Consider the following 17,195-nt stretch of genomic DNA (forward strand, 5'->3'; position numbering starts at 1 on the left):
AGGGACTTTGCAAACCCTGCATGTTGGACGCTCGGTCGTAGTTCGTGGAATCGTTGCGATTTGCTGCTCGACGTTCATGCGGCGCGCAGGCGGTGCAAGTGTTCCAATACAGGCAAGACGTCCCGTGGCGGAGAACGGCCGGACTGCCCGGGGTTGATTTCGGAGAAGGCGATCAGCCCAGCCCTGTCGATAATAAAGCGGGCCGGGATCGGCAGTGTCCAACTGTCGTCACCGTTGAGAAGCGGGAGGTCGATGCCGCTCTTCATGTGGACTTCCCGGAGGATCTCCGGAATGCGCCAGCGCACGCCGAACAGCTCGGCAATTCGGCCGCCTCGGTCTGAGAGAATCGGAAAACCCAGTTTCAACTGGGTGTGTGCCTTTGCGTTCTCCTCGATCGTCTGTTGTGAGATGCTCACGAGCGACGCGCCCTGCATCTCGACCGACTGCCGGAGGGACTCGAACGCCTGCAGGTCACGGCCGCATGCCGGGCACCACGAGCCGGAATAGAACGTCAGGATCAACGGACCGGGCTTAAGGAGCGTTTCCAACGCAACCTCAATGCCTAGTTGGTCACGCAACCGAAAGGATGGTGCGCTGTTGCCCGCCTTGAGCGCGCGCTCGGCCTGTCGTGTCGCGATCAAGTATTCGGTCGTGCTTCGTATCGCATCCGCAGGGTCGCGCTTGCTTGGCTTCGTTGCCCGACGCGGAGCCGTCGCGTGCGTGTTCTCGCTTTTCCTCATGTCCGGTCTTCCCTCAGCTCGCGGTGGTCAGTGACCCCGGGAAATTCTGGTTAAGGTTGATCGAGTGCAGTAGTCGTCGTCGGTAACTTTGAGTTATTCGCGCAGGTTATGATTGGACGGGCTTGCGCCGCCAGCCGTTTCCAGAGACGCATCAGGCGTCAGCGATTAGTGAGGCGATGTCCTCGAGCGGGCGACGGCTGAAGTCCTTCGCGAGCTCGCCTATGATCTTGCCTCTCAGGTCGCGGTGGAAGTGCTTGCGCATCTCCCCCAGGGTCTCGGGATCGGAGACAACGACCAGGTGCTCAATGGTCCCGTCCAGGCTGAGCGTGTTAAGGAACGCCGCCGTCACTGCCGCGAAATCGTCTTCAACGAGTTGCCTGCTGTCCAGGTTGGCGGAGCCGTTATGGTGGCGTGCGCCCGAACCCGCATGGGCGGACGCGGGCGCCGCGGTGATTTCAACCAGATGCACGCCAGGTTTCACGCCCGTATTGTGGAACAGGCGCACCGTCTCGCCGTCAGCAACCGCTATTGTCGTACCGGTGGGTAGAATCATCGAAAAATCTCCTGTTCACGATTCTGCACAAACGTCGGCAGGCTATTGAGCTTGAATGCTGGGGCTTTGCGCCGCGTCAACGACGGGCTCCTGCTGCGAAGCTCCCCAGAGTAGAACCGTCCCGAAGACAGCCGAAAGAATCGATGCGGCGAACACAGCGATCTTGGCGGCCGAGAAATCAGTGGTGTTTGGGAATGCCTGGCCGGCGATAAAGAGCGACATCGTAAAACCGATACCAGCAAGGGCTCCCGCTCCGGCCAGCTGCCGCCACGTGTATTCGGTCGGCTTGACGGCGATGCCCGTGCGAACTGCCGCGGTAGCCGCTAGAAAGATGCCGAGCGGCTTTCCTATGGCGAGGCCAGCGACGATCGCTGCCATGAGCCAACCATGCCCCACGAAGACGCTCGGGTTGATCGCCACTCCCCGCATTCGCAAGTGCGAAGACTGGGAAGACAACGTAGCTCGACCGCGCGCCGGCGTGCCGCCGCAATCGGTCGGCGGGCGATTCAAGTTGCTCGCGGGTTTTGTGGTGAAGTAACGGGTGAAGGCCTGCGAGAGGACCTCTTCGGGCATGCCCATCCCATCATCGGCAACGACGATCTCGACGAATCCCTGCGTTGCGCCGGCGGAATGCTCGACGTTCCGCGCCGCAATTGTAATGATGCCGCCCTCAGGCATAGCGTCGGCCGCGTTTCGGCAAAGGTTCAGTAGAGCGAAGTACAGGTCTTCTGCATCGGCATTGAACGCCCACAAGTCAGGAGCGATCTCCATGCGGATTGTGATGTCTGGATGGAACGCCCGGTCGAGGCTGCTCGCAATCGCTGCGAGGCGACGACCGTCGACGTACCCGTCGATCGGCTTGGCTCGCGGTCGCGCATCGCCAAGGAGCCGTCGGGTCAGGAACGCGCTTCTTGTGATCGTCTCCTGCAATTTGCCGACGATCGCCTTTCGATCCTCGGCATCATCCTGGCACTCGAGCAATCGAAGCCCGCTGCTGATCACGGCGAGAAGATTGTTGATGTCGTGGACGATGAACTGCGCCGACTCTACTATCTCGCTCGCCCTTTCTGGCTTGTTTGGGGCGATCACGAGATGCGAGTAGGATCGCGGACTGGAGTCATACAGAACCCCCGATACCTCGCCGTCGGGCCCGACGAGCGGGATCTCTACGCACCTGGATGTAACGAAGCCGCGATCGCCGACGTTCCGCACTCTTGAGCTGAATCCTCGCTGCGCTCCGAGCGCAAAACCAGCGCTGTCAACGAGCACCACAACATCCTCAAGCGACTGACTTTCAACAGGACCGCGGAAGGAAACGCCAACTGTCTCTTTGATCTGCATTTCGGACCTCCTGGCCCTCGATCGTTCAACGAAACGTCGAGTCCGGCCCGTACACGAAGGTGGGCGACGATGGATTAGAGATTGAGTCCATGACGGTGGAAAGGAAAATCACCTCTCGCCATGGAGTCGATAGCCGACCGTTATCGGAATGACTGGGGGCTCCTGGGGCGCTGCCCGAAAGCGTACGCCGCGTCTCTCTGCGAGAATTTGCCGACCAGCACTCTTGGCGGCCGACTAGAAGTCTTCGCGCGGCTATCCTGCGGGCCGCGCAGCATTACGGGCGGTTATCGAGATCATAGCTTTACCAGCCGATTCCACGGCAATAACGCTGGTGCCGCGAGCGCGGTCGTGAGGCCGACGCGACGGCGTACACCTCCAACCGAGCGGAACATTGCTGGAAGCATGAAGCAGAAGGTGGAAGACCAGGATGGCATGGAACAAGCCGAGCACGACCTGCTCGCCGACCTCAGGCGAGCCCGCCGCTCACTTCGTCTTCAGGACATGGATGAGCCCCCGGCGGTTGCGCGCCTGACGCCGGGGCAAAGGATAGCGGACGCGGTCGCCACCGTCATGGGATCGTGGAGTTTCATCATCGTCCAGAGCGCAATCCTGGTCGTCTGGATAGCGGCCAACTTGGTCGGCGCGATTAGGGGTTGGGACCCCTACCCGTTCATTCTGCTCAATCTCGCGCTTTCGTTCCAGGCGGCCTACGCCGCGCCGGTTATCATGATGAGCCAGAACCGGCAGCAGGACATCGATCGCAAGGCCGCGGAGAATGACTACCGGATCAATGTGAAGGCGGAGCTCGAAATAGAGTTGCTGCATGAGAAGATCGACCAACTGCGCGAGCGCGAAGTCCTGAAGCTAACGGAGGCCGTCAGGATGCTGACCAAGCTGCTGGAGCAGTCGGCGTCCGGTGCACGCGAGACCGATGCGGAAGCCGGACGGCCGTCATAACGCGCGGCTATCGATTTCATGGCGTGACGTCACTTCCCATTCGCCGCAACGAATTTCATGGTTCGCCGGTAGCGTATTTTATCGGACGACGCTTCTTTTACCTGCCGATGGAGGAAATGCCCCATGGCCACTCGTGGTTTCACAGGCCGCCAATCCGGATCAGAACAATCGGATCGGATTCCTCCGGGACAGCACCTCGTCGATAGCTTCCCGGTGCTTACGGCCGGCCCCACGCCGCGGATTGAACCTGCGGACTGGACTTTCACGCTGAAGGTCGGGCCTCGTCCGGTCAAAACGTGGAGCTGGTCGGAGTTCAATACACTCCCACGAACCAGGATGACACGAGACATCCACTGCGTGACTTCATGGTCGAAGCTCAACACTGCCTGGGAGGGCGTGGTCATCGACGACATTCTCGCCGACGCTGGCCTTAGCGCGCCCACTCCGTTCGCGCTCGCGCATTGCTACGATGGATACTCCACCAATGTGCCACTCGCAGATCTCGCAACCGGCAAGGCGATGGTCGCCCTCAACTACAAAGGTCAGCCGCTGCCGCGTGACCACGGAGGGCCGGCGCGCCTGCTTGTGCCGCATCTCTATTTCTGGAAATCGGCGAAGTGGGTGAACGGGCTTGAGTTCACCGAGCGCGACGAACCCGGCTTCTGGGAACTGCGCGGATACCACGTGTACGGCGACCCGTGGCTTGAGCAGCGCTATACTAATGACTGATACATTTGCCACGACAGCACACTGGCAGAGCTGCGCGATTGTCGAGATCGTGGTGAGAACGTCGACCATCAAGAGCTTTTTCTTCCGCCTGACGGAACCGTTCGACTACAGGGCCGGCCAGCACGTCGATGTCCGCCTGACTGCGCCCGATGGCTACACAGCCATGCGCAGCTACTCGATTGCGTCGGCCCCGAGCGAATCGGACGTGATCGAGCTCGCGATCGAGTGCCTTACGGATGGTGAGGTCTCACCATTTTTTCACGACGTCGCCCAGGTCGGAGATACGATCGAGCTTCGCGGGCCACTTGGCGGGCACTTCCTTTGGCCCGGGCCAACCGAGAAGTCTGTACTCTTGATCGGCGCGGGTTCCGGCGTTGTGCCGCTTATGGCCATGATCCGGTACAGGAAGGCAAGCGGCGAACCCGTACCCGTCGCGCTGTTACTCTCCTCCAAGACTTGGGGCGACGTGCTGTTTAGGGACGAGCTCCTCCAACTTGAAAGATCGTTGCCCGATTTCGCACTCGCCCTTGCGTTGACGCGCGAGCCGGCCGTACGCGGCAGCGACTTCAGTAGGCGGATCGACGCGGCGATGGTCGCCGATGTCGCGGCGCGGCTATCCCGGCGGCATTTTCGTCTGCGGGTCGAATGCCTTCGTCGACATCGCGGCGGACGCGGCGCTCGCGTTAGGGCTGAAATCCAGTTTGAACGTTACGGCGCTTGAGAGACCATCCCTCTCGTTTTGTGAGAGGATAGTTTTCTCAAACGCCGGATTACGCACTCGGGGCAACAGCAGCTACGGTCGCACCTGATGCAGGGAGGCGGCGCAGTCAAGGAAACAGGAGCTACGCAGATGCTGCAGGACTCGGAACATCGGTCGAGAAGTTCGGCGGCCTAAACGAGGTCTACGCTCCGTACTTCCCGAAGAACACACGCGCCAGGATCTTCGTCAACGTGCCGGACTGGCCGGGACACTTCGACATCGAGACCGACTGCCTCGCAGCACTCTAGACCGTCGTGAGGCGCTCAGCGACGCATACAGCACCACCGTCATCGCATTCGCGACGACGAAGCGCCCGTCGCGGAAGAGACGCGGCGGCACGAGCGCATGTCGCGCTTGCCCTTCGCGCAACACCAAGAGAGCGCCAAGCGGTAGCGCAAGCAGAACGAACGCCGTCCCTCGCAACACCGCGCTAGTTCCCGCCGCGATCAGTCCGTAGCTCATCGAGCCGAGGCAAAGCACGCCCACGAGTGGGCTCAACAGGTCGAGCCTGCCGCTGCATTCCGGCCGAGCCGGCCGGACCTTGATGCCCATCGCGAGAGCGGCCAGCGCAATTAGTGCGTTCAGGAAAAAGACGCTCCGCCATCCGACGACATCGACCAGCCATCCACCAAGCGGTGGGCCAAGCGCCGTTGCGATCGCGCCGGCCGCTGCCCAGGTCCCAACTGCCCGCCCGCGGTCCTCGCCTGAGAAGGCGGTCCCTATCGATGCAAGGCTCGCCGGTATGAGACACGTCCCAGCGGCGCTTTGCACGCCCGGAAGACCACGAGCGCCGTCGCAGTCGGCGCAAGCCCGCAGGCGATCGACGCGGCGGCGAATCCCGAGAGGCCGAGAATGAACGTCCGCCGCTGGCCGAACCGCTGATGGGGTCTTGCAGGGTGCTTTCTGGAAGCCTACCAACCCGAACCTCCTCGCGCCGACGTTCTTTATCCCGCGCAGTCTGCGATTACGAGGTCTTGATGCTGGATGGCCGGCCCCGTCAGGCTAGCAGGTGGAAACAGTCCGGCGCAGTGAGGCCAAGATTTGCCCCGGTTCCTCCCGTATCGTGAAGTCGGGTTCGACAAACACGCTGCGGATCCGGCCTTCCGTGTCGATCACGTAAGTTGCGGGAATGGGCAGCATCCAGTCCGGTGACCCGTGCCGCGCCCCGAGGTCGAAACCTAGAGCAGAATAGTGCGCTTTGGTCTCGTCGGGCACCCGGAATAAAATGCCATACGACACCGCAACGCCGTAGTCGACGTCGGAGAGTACCGTCAGGTCCAGCCCCAAGCGTTGCTTGAGGTGCCGCGGGAATTGCCTCGTCTCCGGTGTCAGGACCGCGAGCGTTGCGCCGAGACTCTCGAATTCATCCTTTGCGGCCTGAAGTGCACATAGCTCTGCGGTGCAGAACGGACACCAGCCGCCTCGGATGAAACTCAGGACGAGGGGACCGTCGCGGCGTAGTTGCTCGGAGGAGTGGAGACGGCCGTTCGCGTCCGGCAAGACGAAGTCGGGCGCGGTGTCTCCGACCTTCAACGCGTGCGATGCCACGTCTGTATCGCGAAGCCACCCTACGAGGTGATTGTATGACTCCCAGTCTGCGGCGCTGAACGTCGCCAACAGCTCCGAGCGAATCTGGGCAAGTGTCTTGTCGGTCTGGTTTGGCATCGATGGGGCGTCAGACTGCGGATCGATTGGCTTGAAGTGGTTGGTCGGCGGCGTGCGTGTCGCGGTCATGCCAGCACGCCTGCCGCTTCCGGAAGCGTTGCGTGGGGCATGCCGCGATGGGAGACGTCGATCGACCAGTCGCGAAGCCGTGCGACCTTGACGAAAGCATCCAGCGCCGGCGAGTAGCGTCGCCCCTGCACAGTCAGGAGGTGGACCTCCCGCCAAACCGGGTCGCCTTCAAGCGGAATGGTCTTGAGCGCCGAAAGGCACGGCATGTGCTCGGGCGCGAGCATCACGCCGAAGCCAGCCGCGGCCATGTGCTGCAAGTGCAGTTCGTGAGCGCTGCAGTGGCCGTGGTTGGCCGGTTCCTCGGGGAAATACGATCGTTGAATCTTAAGGGCGACATCGCATCCGGCACGTTCGAGCAAGATGGTTTCGCGGAGGTCGTCGATGCGGATCGAGGGACGGCTTGCGAGTTGGTGTGTCGGCGAGAGAAACGCGACGTAACGTTCCTCGAACAGCGACCAGTCGTCAATGCGGGGGGGGATGTCCTGCACGTCCCCGACCATTGCGGCGTTTATCTTTCCCTCAAGCAAGAGGTCGACGAGTTCCTCCGCTGTACCCTCGCGTAGCTCGACGCGAAGTCCAGGGACGAACTTTGCAATCTCGGCGATCGGGTCGAGGACGAGTGAGGCCGAGATGGAGGGGGCGAGGCCGATTTTCAGTGGCGCGACCTCCTTTCGTTGGAACTCCTGGGCTCTGCGACGCACCGCCTCGGCCGAGGTCAAAGTACGTTCCAACATCGGAAGGACTTCCTTCCCGAGGTCGGTAAGCTGCGTCAGCTGGCGCTCGCGGTAGATCAACTGGCCGCCGAGTTCCTGCTCGAGCTTCTGTACCCCTTTGGTCAGGGCAGGCTGCGTGACGTTGCACTGTTCGGCCGCGCGCGTGAAGTTGAGCGTGGATGCGACGGCGAGGAAGTAGCGAGCCTGATGAAGCTCCATGTGTTGTTCTCCGTCAAGTTGCGGCTGTCTATACTGACGAGCCTTTGTGCTCGACGGCGTGACGGGACACGCCATAACCATGGCGCATGGATGCCACTTGCGTGCACACGTTGGAATGGCCCGGTCTATTGGTTTGGACGCCTGGACACGCTTTCTGGAGCCTGAGAGCGCGCTAGTGCTTGGCGAGGTGGGCGAGGACCGGAAGCAGTTCGGACGGGTCGCCGCGCCGCGTGTAGTCGACGCTGATGTCGGCGTACTCGATCATCCCGTCGGGCGCCACGATGTACCGGGCCGGCATGGTCAACGTCCAGCTCGGATCACCATTGAAACTCGCGAGATCCATGCCGCATACCTCTTCGACGGCGCGCAGTTCGTCGGAGGCTTTCCAACGCAGGCCAAAAGTGTGCGCGACCTTGCCTCCGGCGTCCACCAAGCTGGCGAATGAAAGCTCATTGCGCCTCTGCGTCTCAAGGCTGTTGTCAGCCGTCTGCTGCGAGACGACGACCAGCGAAGCGCCGAAGCTACGTATATCGTGAGAGGCCAATTCGATCGCGCGAAGGTCGACGGTGCAGTAGGGGCACCATCTCCCCCTGTAGAACACGACGACTATGGGGCCGCGACGCAGCGCCTCACGCGACGAGAACGCCCGGCCGCGCCCGTCATGTAGCCGGAACGGAGGGGCTTGCTCCCCGGCCTGCGCGGCGCGCTCTCCCAACCCGGATGTGACAAGCGCTTCCACCGCCCGTTGGCGAACCAGCGTCACGTTCGGCGGGGTCTTGGCCAAATCCTCGGCTTTGACAGCGTCCAATTTGTCTTGGAGTGACATTTTCCGCCCGTCGCGCGCGGCCCGATTTGCCGCTAGCATAATCGCTTATGTAGTGTGGCTCCGGTAGTCTTGCCGCGAAAGTTTGAGTTATTCTTGTCCTGCATGAGTGGTTGCCTCGGGTGAGATAGCTACTTCTTCGGTTTTGGGCCGGATTTTGGCGCAGAGACCTTGGCTAGGTCAGCCGCCAGCGACTTTCGCAGCCGGGACGCGGCGAACTCCATAAAACGTCGGAGCTTGAGAGGCAGGATCGCCTGTCCCGTGTGCACCAGGTGCACCGGGATCGGATCGGGCTCGTAGTCCTCCAGGATCAGCTTGAGCTTCCCCGCAGCTACCGCCCGGGCGACCTGGTAGGAGAGCACGTTCGTGACGCCGACGCTGGCGATCGCCGCGTCGATGGCGGCCTCGGCGGTATTGATCTTCAGCCGGCAGTAGGGACGCACGCTCTTCGGCGCCTTGCCACGCGGATTGAAGATCCACGTCATCCCAGACGCCAGAGCTGTGTAAGTCACGCACATGTGGTCGGCCAGGTCACCGGGCGTCTTTGGGACGCCATGAGCGGCGAAATACTCAGGGCTGCCGCACACTACGGGCCGGATCTCGCCCACCTTCGTCGCGATGAGCGTGCTATCCGGTAACATGCCGATGCGGACGGCCAGGTCGATGTGCTCGTCGACAATGTTTACGGTGTGATCGGAGAGCATCAGCTGAACACTGATCTGTGCGAAGCTCGCGAGGAACTCGTTCACGACCGGTATGACATGGAGCCGTCCGAAGACAATCGGCGCCGTCATCGTAAGGATGCCGCGCGGGACAGTGTACTCCCCGGAGGCCTGAGATTCCGCCTCGTCAACTTGTTCCAGGATGCGTTTGCAGGCGGCAATGTAGGCGAGACCCGCTTGGGTCAGTGACAGTTTCCGAGTCGATCGGACCAGTAGCCGGGTGTTGAGGTGTGCCTCCAGTTCAGCGACCTTCCGACTGACGGTTGGTAGGGGAACGCCAAGCTGCCGCCCGGCCGCGGAAAAGCTGCCGGCCTCGGCCGACGCTACCAAAATCGACATTGCTTCAAGCCGGTCCATCTTCTCTCACATTCCGAGAGGTCGTTTCTCACGGTTATCGGATTATGCCGCCGAACGATAGGGGCTATCAGTGTGGTTCAAAGACCAAGCTGGCCGGCGTGCAATGGAGAGGAACATGTCCCGCATCGATATCCCGGGGCGCGACGACGCGCCCGCGGAATCCCAAGCAATTCTCGACAACATCAACAAGATGCTCGGCTTCGTGCCGAATCATTATCGCTTGATGTCAATCAGTCCGAACGCCCTCGGCGGTTGGGCTGGCCTGATGGGGCCGGTGTCGAAGACCCTCGACCTGAAGACCAGGGAGGGGATTGCGCTCGCAGTCTCGGAGGCTAATGGTTGCGACTACTGCCTTGCCGCGCACAGCTACGTCTCGACGAACATGGCAAAGATCCCTCCGGAGGAAATCGACCTGAACCGGCAGGGCCTCTCCAGCAACCCCAAGCGCCAGGCTGCGGTCGCCTTCGCGAAGGCGCTTATCGAGACGCGCGGCAAAGTCACCGACGCCCAGTTCGCAGCGGTCAAAGACGGCGGGTGGACCGACGCCAACATCGTCGAGATGATCGCGCTGACTGCTCAGTTCCTGTTGACCAATTTCATGAACAACGCGATCCAGACCCCGATCGATTTTCCTGCGGTCAGTCCCGCCAAGGAAGCCTAACGGAAGTGCCCTCCTTGGAGGGGAGAGCTGGAGAATTCAATGTCTCGACGGTCAATGCGGCCTGGTGTGAAACGCGTCTACGAGCAGCCCGAGGCCTCCGACGGCATGAGAGTACTCGTCGACCGCATCTGGCCGCGCGGGCTTACGAAGGAGCATGCCAGCGTCGACGTGTGGCTAAAGGACATCGCCCCGAGCGCCGGCCTCAGGACCTGGTTTGGCCATGACCCGAAACGCTGGCGCGAATTTCACAATCGATACTTTGAAGAACTCCGCGCCAATCAAGTCGCGGTTGAAGAGCTGACGGATCTTATATCAGCTGGCAAAGTCACGTTGCTCTTCGGTGCACACGACACGGAACGTAACAACGCAGTGGCGCTCGCAGACTATCTCGCGGCATACTAGTCGGGGTCGATGTTCGGGATTGAAGCTCGCTCAAGTCGTCTTCATATCTTGCCGCTCGCCCACCGCTGATTTTGTCGTTCGTACGGATGTCAGCGCTGAGGCCCAGCATTCGTCCGACGGGACACATGTCCGCGGCCTGCATCAGTTGGGCCCGCTCCTCATCGCGCAGCTTTCCTTCGAGCCTGATGGAGCGCTCGAACGAGTCCCGGCCGCCGTCCGCTCCGTGGTGATAGGACACAGCGACCTCGACATGAGAAAGCGGGAACTTACGCCTTCGCGCCTGAAACCGTATCGTCATTGCCGTGCACGCAGCGAGCGAAGCGCTCAGCAACTCGTAGGGATTCGCCCCCGCCGCCGTGCCCCCCCTTGCCGTCAGGGCCGCCGATCGAGAACACCGATCCGCCGGCACGGCCGTTGAGCCTGCCAGCGCCGTCAAGATCGTCGGCCACCTCAGCATGTGGGCGGGGAGCGCCATCATTGTTCGAATTTATCATCGTGCTTTCCTTTCAGACTTTGACAGAGCTCTTGGCTGGCTCGTCAGAGCAGGTCGCGGCAGTCGATCAGTTTACACGGCACTTTGCGGGAGCCTCCGTGACGCCGCTCGTCATTTCGCCGGGGCTCCTTGATCGTATGTCGTCGCTACCGTCTCGCGAGGGTGACCCTGGCCCCTCCACGGCTCGCGTCTGGGTGAACGCTCGGTCGAACTCACAAATGGTCGGGCCTTGCTGACGGAGCCGTGTCAGGCGTGGAGGGTCTCGCCGCCCTTGGCGTCTGCGTGGTACTGATGGGCGCGCTCTTTCGCCTGCCTTTCGTGCTGATTTACACGCACAACTATTCTGCCGCTGCGGCAGGAGCAGCATTCCTGCCATTTTCCGTAATCATGGCCGCTGGCTCGCGTGCGGCTGGAGGTCTTGCGCAACGCCTCGGGAACCGCACGATGCCTGCGGCAGGAGGCGTGATCACTGCCTCCGGCTACGTCGTATTCGCATTGTCCGCCGCGCGACCGGAGTACTGGCTCGGGTTCCTACCTGGCCTTGTCTTGACAGGGATAGGTAAGACGGCGCGTGTGGCGCCGCTTACAACCGCAGTCTTGGACGCCGCGCCGAGCGATCTGGGCGGATCGGCGTCCGGCATGAACAACGTAGCCGCGCGTCTTGGCGGCCTCCTTGCGGTCGCAGCCCTCGGATTAGCCTTCGGCGGGACCTCCGCCTCGAATGTCGCGTCGGTCGCAGTTGTCCAGACGTACGGGCGCGTGATGTGGACCGCAGCAGCTCTTGCCGTGGCCACCGCGTTGATGGCAATCGCGTGCCTTGGAAGTGATCCTCCCAAACGTCAGGCAAGCTGAGCCTGCCCGTCCCAGCGGACGACGGCGCAGAGGTCGCCCATCATGACCGATGCCCGACGAGTTGAGCCGATCCTTAAACGCGGACGAACTAACCTTGCCGATCTATCATGTGCACCTGTTCGACGAAGAAGACTTCTTCGTTGTTCTGCGTATCCCCTTCCCTTTTCGACGATATGGTCAAGGACGGTCGGATGCCTTCACCGCGTGTGATTAATACGGACACTGTCTGGGATCGAATTGAAGTCGATGAAGCTTTCGAGGCATTGCCGCAACTTTTGCGCTCGGCTCCGGTGGGAAAGTCACCACGATGTCCGATGCCGGATTGAGGCGTGCCATCGCCGAGGCAGCGAGTACTTTCTGAGCAGTACATCGGGACCATTCCTCCTAAGAAGGTAGGTTCGAGACCGCAAATCATCCCCCATTCTGTCGCCGTCGAGCAAAGCGGAGAAGCGGCCGATTAATCTCCAGGTGACGTTCGAACAAACGATCGAGGTGCAACTCCCGACAATCGACGCGAAAGACGAACTCGATGATATCGACTTCTCGGATCTGACGCGTGCCGAACTCGCCAAGATGCCAGCTCTTGAAAGCGGGTGGAGTAATTCGCCAGCGTCCCAGGTCGTCAGTTTTCTGCGCGAGACGCGGGAAGCACTTGAAGATCATGTTTCCCAAGCTGGTTGGCATCAGACTCTTGGCGGTCTGGCCGAAAGTGACCAACACCGATCCGACATTTCCGCCGAGCGTTGCTGATGGATGAAAAAACAGCTATCTGAACCGGAGGAAACGTCTCGGGACGGCAATAAGGAGGGCGCCAAGCGGCCCCTCACCGCCGCGTGCTAGAAAGTCCGCTTTGTGGCGCAGAGCTGCCGTCCGCAATTTGAAGAATGGATGTCGTCTTCGGGTCGATATCTGTCATTCGCACAGAGGTAACTGATGAGCTTACTCTGAGAAGCCGGTCAGTCGGCGCACTGGAAAGGCCCAGCTGATAATTGCCGAAGTGTTAGAGCAATGAATTGCCGACTACGATGTCATAGAATGAGCCGACGTAGATCTGGCGGATTTCATGCTTTCACGAATTTCGGAGGCAACATCGGCATGTGTTCCACCGTGGGCAATCAAGTCTTTGGCTCTAATCTCTGAAAGAACCCGCCCCGGTCTCCCAAATACCAAAATTCGTTCGGCCAACTCGGCAGCTTCAGTGACAGAGTGAGTGATGAAGATCGTCGTCTTTTTCTCTTCCCCGATCATGTTCAGCAAATCATTACGAAGCGCGGTCGCAGTAATTTCATCGAGCGCTGAAAACGCTTCATCCGCAAGCAAGAGGGGCGAATTGAGTGCAAATGTCCTTGCAATCGATACACGCTGGCGCATGCCGCCTGATAATTGGTGCGGATACGAATTTGCAAACCTCTCCAGTCCGACGCGGGCAAGCCAGTGCATGGCACTTTGTATACGCTCGGACTTCGAGATATGCAGAATTTCCATTCCGAATGCGACATTCTCGATCGCTGTGCGCCACGGAAGCAGACGATCATTCTGGAAGATAATACCGAGCCTGCCCTTCAAGGCATGGAATTCCTTGAATGGATCGATCGCGAGAACTTGTACCGAGCCGCGACTGGGTTCCTGAAGGCCGAGCAACAACGACAAGGCGGTCGACTTTCCACAGCCAGTTTCACCGACGATGGCAACTACCTCTCCGGGCTGAACTGTAAAAGACAAATCGGAACATGCTGTGAACGACACACCATCTTTGACGAAGGTCTTTGTTACGCCGGAAAATGCAACGATTGGATTCTCAGTCATCACGCCACCTCGCTTCGCGGACGCCAGGCAAGCAGGCGGCTTTCGACCAGACTGATAATGCCCTGATAGACGAACAACACGGCGACGAGGCTGAGCGTCCAGGCCACGGCTCCCGCCATATCGAATACGGCCTGTGCTTGCAGTAGCTGGAAGCCAACACCCGTGGTAGACCCGATCAATTCGGCGATCACGGCGACGCGAACCGCATTACCCAGATTCACTGTCCACGCGCTCATGATCTCAGGAACGATCGCCGGCATGATGATTTTGGTCAAAATCTGAAGACGATTGGCACGGAGCGCCTGACCCAAATGGATCAGATCCAGATTCACCGATTTGACCGCACTGTCGATATACAGAGCAAAGGCCGGGAGCGTGCCGATAATCAGAATGAAGGCAATGCGAATTTCAACCTGCGCAAACCAGATCACGGCAAACACGACCCAGGATAGTGCTGGCACACCTTGAATCATATGCAGCAACGGCCGCGCATAGGTTCTGATGCCGCTAAAGAGTCCCATTGTTACTCCCAACGCCGCTCCTAGGACGAAGGAGATGGTCAGACCGGCAACAACACGCAGTGACGTTGCCAGAAGACTGACAAGGTTGTCCCCTTGGGAAAATATCTTCCAGATCGCATCGCCGATATCCTTGAGCGGCGGCACGATGGCAGGGGAGAAGTAATGGGTAGAAATCTGCCACAGGGCAGCGACCGCAATAAGATCAATGATCGCGGGTCGATGCTGGGCCAGTCGCGACCACAGAGTCCTTCGCTCAACTGGCTGTATGGCAACTGAGCCGGTTATCTTACCGTGCATGATATCGACCTCCTGGTGCACGTCATCAGTTTCGGGGGTCATACAAGATGCCGTCAGTGGGTTTGGTTTTCAGATAACCTTCGCTAATCGCGGCGTTAAAGACTTCATCAGCTGCGTGCTTGTTGTCGGAGGCCCAATACAGGTTCAAGCGGAGCCGATCGGATGAAAGCAAATCCTCGATAACCGGGGCGCTGACCTTGAGGCTCTTTGCAATCAATGCAGACGCCTCTTTGGGGTGACTTTTGATGAACTCTGCCGCTTTTTGATAGGTGGCAAACAGCTTCGGAATGACGGCTTTGTTCTGATCGACCCAGGCTTCGTGGGCGGCGATGCCAAGATAAGGAAAGGCATTCTCGTTCGTTTTTTCCTTCCACCGCGACATTACGTCGATGCTACGGAAATCATGATTGCCGTAGGTAAGAATGGTGTAGGCCGGCTCCCACAGTTGAACGGCATCCGAACGCTTGCTTTTCGCCGTCGGTACCAACGATGACGAATCCGCATTGCGGAGCTGCACGGAATTCACGTCAAGACCGCCGAGCTTCGCCAGATAACGAAACATCGGAAAATTTGCGGTGGGTAGGGACGCGGTAAGCGTCTTTCCCTTCAGATCGGTGATAGCGCGAATGCTGCTCTCCTCCGGCACCACCACAGTGGCCCAGAAATCGAAGACATTAAAGAGATAGGTGACTTTGAGCCCCTTATCTCTCAGCAGCGCAGCGTCGGCCAGCAACGTCCCACTCCCTCCCAGTTGGTCCGTACCAGCCGCGAAGTCGGTTCTATAGGTCGCGGTTGGCTTCTGCTGGAAGGTAAGATCGAGCCCGTTTTGCTCGTCAAACTTCTGTGCCTTGATCACCGGGCCCATAAAGGCACCGAGCGAAGGTGCAGGCAACGTAGGGATCGTCAGCTTGACCAAATCCGCCTTTGCCGTTCCAACGGAGAACACAAAAGCTGCGGCAAGAATCGCACGAGCGTACTTTGGAAAAGTCATCAGTTGGCCTTTCGCTTGTCGATGAAGGAAAGTTCCTTAGCTCTTGTTCGTCTTCACAAAGTCGTAGCCAGTCCACGGCGCATGAATCAGCAGAAAGCTGAAAGGCTCTGTATCGCTTAGATTGCAGACTTCATGTTCGTAGCCGGGAGGCATTGCGCAGAACGCGCGCGCCGGCATCGGCACCACACCTTCGCCCTCCTCGCCCTTGTAACGAATTTCGCCCTTCCCCGAGATCACCATGAATAGATCCCAGGTCCTGGTATGGATGTGGCGCGCGAGCTTTTCACCCGGATGCACGCTGAACAGGCTGGTTTCAGACTCAGGAACCTGATGCAGGACAGCCTTGGAACAATTGCCGTGCGCATTGTGACCGACGGATTCCAATACGTCTTTGACAGAAACAAGTGACGGACCGCTCATATATTCCACTCCCCGTGATGAGAACTGCTATCTCAATTTGTCATGTCAGTTACAAGCCGATATTGCGAGCATCAGCAGCTTCATTTTCAGGCAGGCCTCAATCAATGCCCGCGACGACTGAATTAACTGCACGCTTCTCATTTTTGTCGACGTTCAATGAGAAAACGTCGGGACGGCTGTAGTGTCCAACTGGATCGAAATCGTAGAGAGCGCGCGTCACTTGTGCGACGTCGATCTCTGCGGTGATGATGCCCTCCTGATCCCATAAGGGCCCAGCCAATATGTTTCCCAACGGATCGACGATGCAACTTCCGCCACGCGAGACGATCGCATCAGCCTCCATCGGCAGGTCGGACGGATAGTCGACAGGATAATCGCTGCGGCGGCAAAACTGGTTACTCGACAGCACGAAACAGCGCCCTTCGAGCGCAATGTGCTGCATCGAAGGAGCCCATGTCGGACGGCCATCCGCCGTGGGCGCACAATAGATCTGGATGCGCTGCGCATACATAGCGGCCCGCATCATCGGCATGTAATTTTCCCAGCAGATGACCGAGCCAAGCTTTCCGATTTCAGTGTCGTAGACCGGAAGCGTCGAACCATCACCGAAGCCCCAGACCAACCGTTCCGATCCTGTCGGCATTAGCTTGCGGTGCTTCCCAAGAAAGCGTCCATCGGGCGCAAACGTGAGAACGGTACAATACAAGGTGCCGCCATCGCGCTCGATTACGCCGATGACCAGATGAATGGAATTTTGCTTGGCTATACTTGCCAGCACTTCCACCGCCGGCCCCGGCACATCGATCGACGACGCATGATAGCGCCGAAACATCTCCCGTCCTTCGGCGGTGCGAGCGCCAATTGTCGCGCCGAAATTCGCACCGCGCGGATAGGCCGAGACGAATGCCTCGGGAAACAGAACAAGTTTCGCGCCTTGCCGCGCGGCATCGGCGGAAAGATCCTGCGTTTTTTCGAGAGTTTTCTGCAGGTCGAAAGCCACCGGCGCAGCCTGAACACAGGCCGCCAAGTACTTCGGCTCGGCCTGCATATTTAGGCGGTTCAGCGCCTGCGTATCGTTGTCTGTCAATTTATTCATTGTCATTC

At 59.6% G+C, this 17,195-nt stretch carries 22 protein-coding genes; 7 read left to right on the top strand and 15 right to left on the bottom strand.

The genetic code is table 11. From position 1 onward, the window contains the following. Window positions 1–74: 74 nt before the first annotated feature. The 3 genes from AFIDRAFT_RS06105 to AFIDRAFT_RS06115 form a co-directional block, all read right to left on the bottom strand. Complete coding sequence (locus AFIDRAFT_RS06105) at window positions 75–740, bottom strand: peroxiredoxin-like family protein (RefSeq protein ID WP_002718160.1); 666 nt, start codon at window positions 738–740, stop codon at window positions 75–77. 151 nt (window positions 741–891) lie between these two features. Next, window positions 892–1,293, bottom strand: coding sequence for a host attachment family protein (locus AFIDRAFT_RS06110; RefSeq protein WP_002718159.1), 402 nt, complete (start codon window positions 1,291–1,293; stop codon window positions 892–894). 42 nt (window positions 1,294–1,335) lie between these two features. After that, window positions 1,336–2,634: a Na+/H+ antiporter NhaA gene (locus AFIDRAFT_RS06115; RefSeq protein ID WP_002718158.1), complete on the bottom strand. Its 1,299-nt coding sequence runs from the start codon at window positions 2,632–2,634 to the stop codon at window positions 1,336–1,338. Between the two features lie 402 nt (window positions 2,635–3,036). Here AFIDRAFT_RS06115 and AFIDRAFT_RS06120 point away from each other — a divergent pair, with 402 nt between their 5' ends. The 3 genes from AFIDRAFT_RS06120 to AFIDRAFT_RS06130 all read left to right on the top strand — a co-directional run bounded on the left by AFIDRAFT_RS06120 (window position 3,037) and on the right by AFIDRAFT_RS06130 (window position 5,041). Next, entirely contained in the window at window positions 3,037–3,591 is a 555-nt protein-coding gene (locus AFIDRAFT_RS06120; protein WP_002718157.1) for a DUF1003 domain-containing protein, read from the top strand. A gap of 123 nt (window positions 3,592–3,714) precedes the next feature. Then, the gene (locus AFIDRAFT_RS06125) at window positions 3,715–4,320 is read left to right on the top strand and encodes a sulfite oxidase-like oxidoreductase (protein ID WP_002718156.1); all 606 of its coding nucleotides are present in this window, start codon (window positions 3,715–3,717) and stop codon (window positions 4,318–4,320) included. Between the two features lie 52 nt (window positions 4,321–4,372). Next, window positions 4,373–5,041: an FAD-binding oxidoreductase gene (locus AFIDRAFT_RS06130; protein WP_245258126.1), complete on the top strand. Its 669-nt coding sequence runs from the start codon at window positions 4,373–4,375 to the stop codon at window positions 5,039–5,041. Between the two features lie 225 nt (window positions 5,042–5,266). Here AFIDRAFT_RS06130 and AFIDRAFT_RS06135 read toward each other — a convergent pair whose 3' ends face one another. The 5 genes from AFIDRAFT_RS06135 to AFIDRAFT_RS06155 all read right to left on the bottom strand — a co-directional run bounded on the left by AFIDRAFT_RS06135 (window position 5,267) and on the right by AFIDRAFT_RS06155 (window position 9,648). Then, window positions 5,267–5,851 carry an MFS transporter gene (locus tag AFIDRAFT_RS06135; RefSeq protein ID WP_244597793.1) on the bottom strand — a complete coding sequence of 195 codons (585 nt, stop codon included), beginning with the start codon at window positions 5,849–5,851 and terminating at the stop codon, window positions 5,267–5,269. 231 nt (window positions 5,852–6,082) lie between these two features. Beyond that, the gene (locus AFIDRAFT_RS06140) at window positions 6,083–6,814 is read right to left on the bottom strand and encodes a peroxiredoxin-like family protein (protein WP_002718153.1); all 732 of its coding nucleotides are present in this window, start codon (window positions 6,812–6,814) and stop codon (window positions 6,083–6,085) included. Continuing rightward, complete coding sequence (locus AFIDRAFT_RS06145) at window positions 6,811–7,746, bottom strand: LysR family transcriptional regulator (protein ID WP_002718152.1); 936 nt, start codon at window positions 7,744–7,746, stop codon at window positions 6,811–6,813. Before AFIDRAFT_RS06145 ends, AFIDRAFT_RS06140 begins: the two co-directional genes overlap by 4 nt. A gap of 172 nt (window positions 7,747–7,918) precedes the next feature. After that, entirely contained in the window at window positions 7,919–8,572 is a 654-nt protein-coding gene (locus AFIDRAFT_RS06150; protein ID WP_244597791.1) for a peroxiredoxin-like family protein, read from the bottom strand. Between the two features lie 128 nt (window positions 8,573–8,700). After that, window positions 8,701–9,648, bottom strand: coding sequence for a LysR family transcriptional regulator (locus tag AFIDRAFT_RS06155; RefSeq protein ID WP_002718150.1), 948 nt, complete (start codon window positions 9,646–9,648; stop codon window positions 8,701–8,703). A 115-nt stretch (window positions 9,649–9,763) separates the two neighbouring features. Between AFIDRAFT_RS06155 and AFIDRAFT_RS06160 the strand changes: the two genes are divergently transcribed. Together AFIDRAFT_RS06160 and AFIDRAFT_RS06165 are read left to right on the top strand one after the other, a co-directional pair. Further along, on the top strand, window positions 9,764–10,309 hold the full coding sequence (locus AFIDRAFT_RS06160) for a carboxymuconolactone decarboxylase family protein (RefSeq protein WP_002718149.1): 546 nt from the start codon (window positions 9,764–9,766) through the stop codon (window positions 10,307–10,309). 39 nt (window positions 10,310–10,348) lie between these two features. Beyond that, a complete protein-coding gene (locus AFIDRAFT_RS06165) occupies window positions 10,349–10,711 on the top strand; it encodes a DUF488 domain-containing protein (RefSeq protein WP_002718148.1) in 363 nt (120 codons plus the stop codon). On the opposite strand, the gene AFIDRAFT_RS20510 is transcribed toward AFIDRAFT_RS06165, so the two are convergent. Together AFIDRAFT_RS20510 and AFIDRAFT_RS20180 are read right to left on the bottom strand one after the other, a co-directional pair. Further along, window positions 10,635–11,042, bottom strand: coding sequence for an OsmC family protein (locus tag AFIDRAFT_RS20510; RefSeq protein ID WP_430642169.1), 408 nt, complete (start codon window positions 11,040–11,042; stop codon window positions 10,635–10,637). The two genes, AFIDRAFT_RS06165 and AFIDRAFT_RS20510, sit on opposite strands and share 77 nt — an antisense overlap. Further along, window positions 10,978–11,205 (bottom strand): hypothetical protein, encoded by a 228-nt coding sequence (locus AFIDRAFT_RS20180; RefSeq protein ID WP_002718147.1) that lies wholly within the window; start codon window positions 11,203–11,205, stop codon window positions 10,978–10,980. The genes AFIDRAFT_RS20510 and AFIDRAFT_RS20180 overlap by 65 nt, the downstream gene beginning before the upstream one ends. A 251-nt stretch (window positions 11,206–11,456) precedes the next feature. On the opposite strand from AFIDRAFT_RS20180, the gene AFIDRAFT_RS06175 reads away from it, so the two are divergent. Together AFIDRAFT_RS06175 and AFIDRAFT_RS06180 are read left to right on the top strand one after the other, a co-directional pair. After that, window positions 11,457–12,056, top strand: coding sequence for an MFS transporter (locus AFIDRAFT_RS06175; protein WP_002718146.1), 600 nt, complete (start codon window positions 11,457–11,459; stop codon window positions 12,054–12,056). Window positions 12,057–12,524: 468 nt separating this feature from the next. Then, a complete protein-coding gene (locus tag AFIDRAFT_RS06180) occupies window positions 12,525–12,806 on the top strand; it encodes a hypothetical protein (protein ID WP_040297853.1) in 282 nt (93 codons plus the stop codon). 270 nt (window positions 12,807–13,076) lie between these two features. Here the strand turns inward: AFIDRAFT_RS06180 and AFIDRAFT_RS06185 are convergent, their stop codons facing one another. The 5 genes from AFIDRAFT_RS06185 to AFIDRAFT_RS06205 form a co-directional block, all read right to left on the bottom strand. Further along, a complete protein-coding gene (locus AFIDRAFT_RS06185; RefSeq protein ID WP_002718145.1) occupies window positions 13,077–13,862 on the bottom strand; it encodes an ABC transporter ATP-binding protein in 786 nt (261 codons plus the stop codon). Beyond that, window positions 13,862–14,722 carry an ABC transporter permease gene (locus tag AFIDRAFT_RS06190; protein ID WP_244597787.1) on the bottom strand — a complete coding sequence of 287 codons (861 nt, stop codon included), beginning with the start codon at window positions 14,720–14,722 and terminating at the stop codon, window positions 13,862–13,864. The genes AFIDRAFT_RS06185 and AFIDRAFT_RS06190 overlap by 1 nt, the downstream gene beginning before the upstream one ends. Further along, window positions 14,706–15,671: an ABC transporter substrate-binding protein gene (locus tag AFIDRAFT_RS06195; protein ID WP_002718143.1), complete on the bottom strand. Its 966-nt coding sequence runs from the start codon at window positions 15,669–15,671 to the stop codon at window positions 14,706–14,708. Before AFIDRAFT_RS06195 ends, AFIDRAFT_RS06190 begins: the two co-directional genes overlap by 17 nt. Before the next feature lie 36 nt (window positions 15,672–15,707). After that, window positions 15,708–16,091 (bottom strand): cupin domain-containing protein, encoded by a 384-nt coding sequence (locus AFIDRAFT_RS06200; protein ID WP_002718142.1) that lies wholly within the window; start codon window positions 16,089–16,091, stop codon window positions 15,708–15,710. Between the two features lie 97 nt (window positions 16,092–16,188). Next, a complete protein-coding gene (locus AFIDRAFT_RS06205) occupies window positions 16,189–17,187 on the bottom strand; it encodes a carbon-nitrogen hydrolase family protein (RefSeq protein ID WP_002718141.1) in 999 nt (332 codons plus the stop codon). Window positions 17,188–17,195: the final 8 nt, after the last annotated feature.

Source organism: Afipia sp. 1NLS2 (assembly GCF_000178995.1).
Taxonomy (GTDB): domain Bacteria; phylum Pseudomonadota; class Alphaproteobacteria; order Rhizobiales; family Xanthobacteraceae; genus Afipia.